General features: G+C 36.9%; 4 protein-coding genes and 1 tRNA gene. All 5 read left to right on the top strand.

The features are described 5' to 3' along the window. Positions 1-168 (top strand): shikimate kinase AroK (aroK, locus tag KO464_09155; protein ID MCC7573536.1); only part of this gene is annotated, 168 nt, incomplete at its 5' end. Next, positions 168-1250 (top strand): chorismate synthase, encoded by a 1083-nt coding sequence (gene aroC / locus KO464_09150; protein ID MCC7573535.1) that lies wholly within the window; start codon positions 168-170, stop codon positions 1248-1250. The genes aroK and aroC, both read left to right, overlap by 1 nt. Continuing rightward, positions 1247-2077: a prephenate dehydrogenase/arogenate dehydrogenase family protein gene (locus KO464_09145; GenBank protein ID MCC7573534.1), complete on the top strand. Its 831-nt coding sequence runs from the start codon at positions 1247-1249 to the stop codon at positions 2075-2077. Before aroC ends, KO464_09145 begins: the two co-directional genes overlap by 4 nt. Next, complete coding sequence (pheA, locus tag KO464_09140) at positions 2074-2880, top strand: prephenate dehydratase (protein ID MCC7573533.1); 807 nt, start codon at positions 2074-2076, stop codon at positions 2878-2880. The genes KO464_09145 and pheA overlap by 4 nt, the downstream gene beginning before the upstream one ends. Positions 2881-2930: 50 nt before the next feature. After that, a tRNA-Lys gene (locus tag KO464_09135) sits at positions 2931-3007 on the top strand. Positions 3008-3101: the final 94 nt, after the last annotated feature.

Genomic DNA, 3101 nt, shown 5'->3' with positions numbered 1-3101 from the left:
CCTTCGCTTACAAATGAAACTTCCCAGAATGAGATTGACGCTATAATGGCTGAAAGGATGCCCGTTTATGAAGAAATAGCAGATATGATTATAGATACAGACAGTTTAAGTGTATTTGAGATCTGTGATAAAATCTTAATGGAGCTTGAGAAAAGGAGACTGATGTGATGGGGGGAAATACTTACGGTAGATTTTTTAGGATTACAACCTGGGGTGAATCTCATGGCAAGGCTTTGGGAGTCGTAATAGATGGGTGTCCACCAGGAATAATACTCAGTGAAGATGAAATTAATAAAGAATTGAATTTAAGAAAACCGAGAAGTGATGAACTTTCTACACAAAGAAAAGAAGATGATAGATGTGAAATTTTATCCGGAGTGTTTGAAGGAAAGACGCTTGGAACTCCTATTTCAATAATAGTTAATAATAAAGATGCGGACTCCTCTTCATATGAAAAAATAAAAGGTGTATTCAGGCCAGGCCATGCCGATTATACTTACTTCCATAAGTATGGTTTGTATGACCACAGAGGGGGTGGCCGAGCCTCGGGGAGAGAGACAGTTGCAAGAGTTGCAGGCGGGGCAATTGCAAGAAAAGTTTTGGAAAAAAAGATCAAAGGATTTGAACTATTTTCTTTTACAAAGAATATCGGCGGTATAGGAATATATGATATTGTTCATGAATCTCTTAAAAGAGAGAATATAATCAAAGATAGGCTATGGTGTCCAGATAAAAAAATTTCTGAACAAATGGCTCAACAAATTATCAAGGCAAAATCTCAAGGCGAGTCTGTTGGAGGGATTGTTGAGATTGTCGTCAAAAATGTTCCTATCGGATTGGGCGAACCTGTATTTGATAAACTTGAAGCAGATTTAGGAAAAGGACTTTTCTCTATTGGCGCGGTCAAAGGAGTAGAATTTGGGGCAGGATTTAGTCTTTCCAATTTGTTCGGCTCTGAAAGTAATGATCAAATGAGTAAAAAGGGCTTTGTTACAAATAGAGCCGGAGGCATAGTTGGCGGGATATCCAACGGAGAAAATATTATTATCCGAGTCGCAGTAAAACCAATACCTTCAATTTCCAAAGAACAAAAAACAATTGATATCAAAGGAAATGAGAGGTCAATTAAAATTGAAGGAAGGCATGATCCTTGTGCTATTCCAAGAATCAATCCCGTCTGCGAAGCAATGGTTGCAATCACGATTTTAGACCATTTACTTATGCAGAAATCTGTGGAGGACCTAAAATGACAGTAGTTGGAATTATTGGTGGCACAGGAAAGCTCGGTGGACTGTTCAAAAATATCTTTGAAGAGGAAGGATATGAAGTTCTTGTTTCTTCAAGGTCCACATCCCTCTCAAAAGAAGAGCTTATCCGGAGGAGTGATGTAGTTATAGTATCTGTACCCATCGGATCTACTATAGCTGTTATACGAGAGATAGTGCCATTCATGGATGAAGGTAAACTTCTAATGGACCTAACATCACTTAAGATAGGCCCAATAGACGAAATGTTAAAGTCCAAGGCAGATGTTCTAGGAACTCACCCACTATTTGCGCCTTCTATTGGAGATATCCAAGGACAGACTATTATTATATGTCCTGAAAGAATAACAAACAAAGGCCTCTATAAAAAAATCAATTCTACACTTGAGAAAAAAGGTGCAAACATTGTCGAAATGTTACCAGAAACACACGATAAAATGATGGCCGTGATACAGGGTTTAACTCACTTTTCTGCCATTGTTTTGTGCCATTCGTTAAAAGATTTAGATTTTGACATAAAAAAAAGCTTTGAATGTACTAGCCCAGTATATAGATTGACACTAGATATGGCTGGCAGAATCTTAAATCAAGAGCCTGAACTTTACGCAGACATTTCTCTATTAAATTCTGAAACTCCCGAAGTATTGTCGCAATATATCCAATCAGCTCAAGTACTATTTAAGAAAATTCAAACAAAAGATCGAGATGGTTTTATAAACTTCTTTGAAGAAGCATCTCAATACTTGGGTGATTTTACAGAAAAAGCTGAAAAAGAAAGCAATATATTGATTAAAAGAATGGTGAGTGAGTGAAGGTATCAACATTAGGACCAAAGGCTACATTTAGCCATGAAGCATCATTATTACTCGGAGCAGATGATATAATATTCAAAAGAAGTATCTGGGAAGTATTTAATGCAGTTGAGGCAAATGAGTGTGATGGAGGCGTCGTACCCGTAGAAAATTCTCTTGTGGGAGGAGTATCACAAACACTTGATAGTCTTATTGAATTTAATCTCAAGATCAATAAAGAATACCTATTACCTATTCGACATAATCTTGCCTGTTGGGGAGAATTAGAAGATATAGAAGTATTGTATTCTCATAATCTAACCCTATCGCAGTGTGAAAAGTTTATTAGAAGCTACTTACCAAAAGTAGAAATACATGAAACTTCATCAAATGCAATCTCTGCAATTGAACTTTCAAATAGAAAAGACAATAGATATGCTGCACTTGTGTCTGAATTTGCAGCAGAAATATACAAGTTAAGGCTTTTAAAAAAAGATGTGCAAGATGAAAAACTTAATTTTACTAGATTCTTTGTTGTAGGAAATCAAAGTGCATTACCCACTGGAAAGGATAGAACGAGTATAGTTGTTTCTCCAAGTGTCAACAGACCCGGTGTTTTATACTCTGTTATAAAACCCTTTTATGACGCAGGCATTGACTTGACAAAAATTGAGTCAAGGCCGTCGAAGAAGAGGATGGGGGAGTATATATTCTTCATTGATTTTAAAGGCCATACAAAAGATAAGAAAATAAACCAGACTTTAAAGGAGTTATCTTCAATATTTTCAGTCAAGGTTTTAGGATCGTATCCAAGGGCGTATTAAATTTTTTTAACCCAAAAAACTTAAATATCGAGTTTGAATTTGTGCGTTAAGGGCAGTTAGCTCAGTCTGGTAGAGCAGTAGACTCTTAATCTACGGGCCAGGGGTTCGAATCCCTTACTGCCCGCCAATAACTTTTCTGGCGGCTATTTTTGAAACGGGGCGATATTTGGGCTTATTTTCCGGGGGTGTGAAATTTGGAAAATACCTGTAGACTAATATCT

The sequence above is a fragment of the Methanofastidiosum sp. genome (assembly GCA_020854815.1).
Lineage (GTDB): Archaea > Methanobacteriota_B > Thermococci > Methanofastidiosales > Methanofastidiosaceae > Methanofastidiosum.
Note: the sequence above shows the minus strand (reverse complement) of the source record. Positions and strands in the feature narration are given on the sequence as shown.

Coding starts and splice junctions, on each gene's coding strand:
- aroC (MCC7573535.1), top strand. CDS start 168: ATGGGGGGAAATACTTACGGTAGATTTTTTAGGATTACAACCTGGGGT.
- KO464_09145 (MCC7573534.1), top strand. CDS start 1,247: ATGACAGTAGTTGGAATTATTGGTGGCACAGGAAAGCTCGGTGGACTG.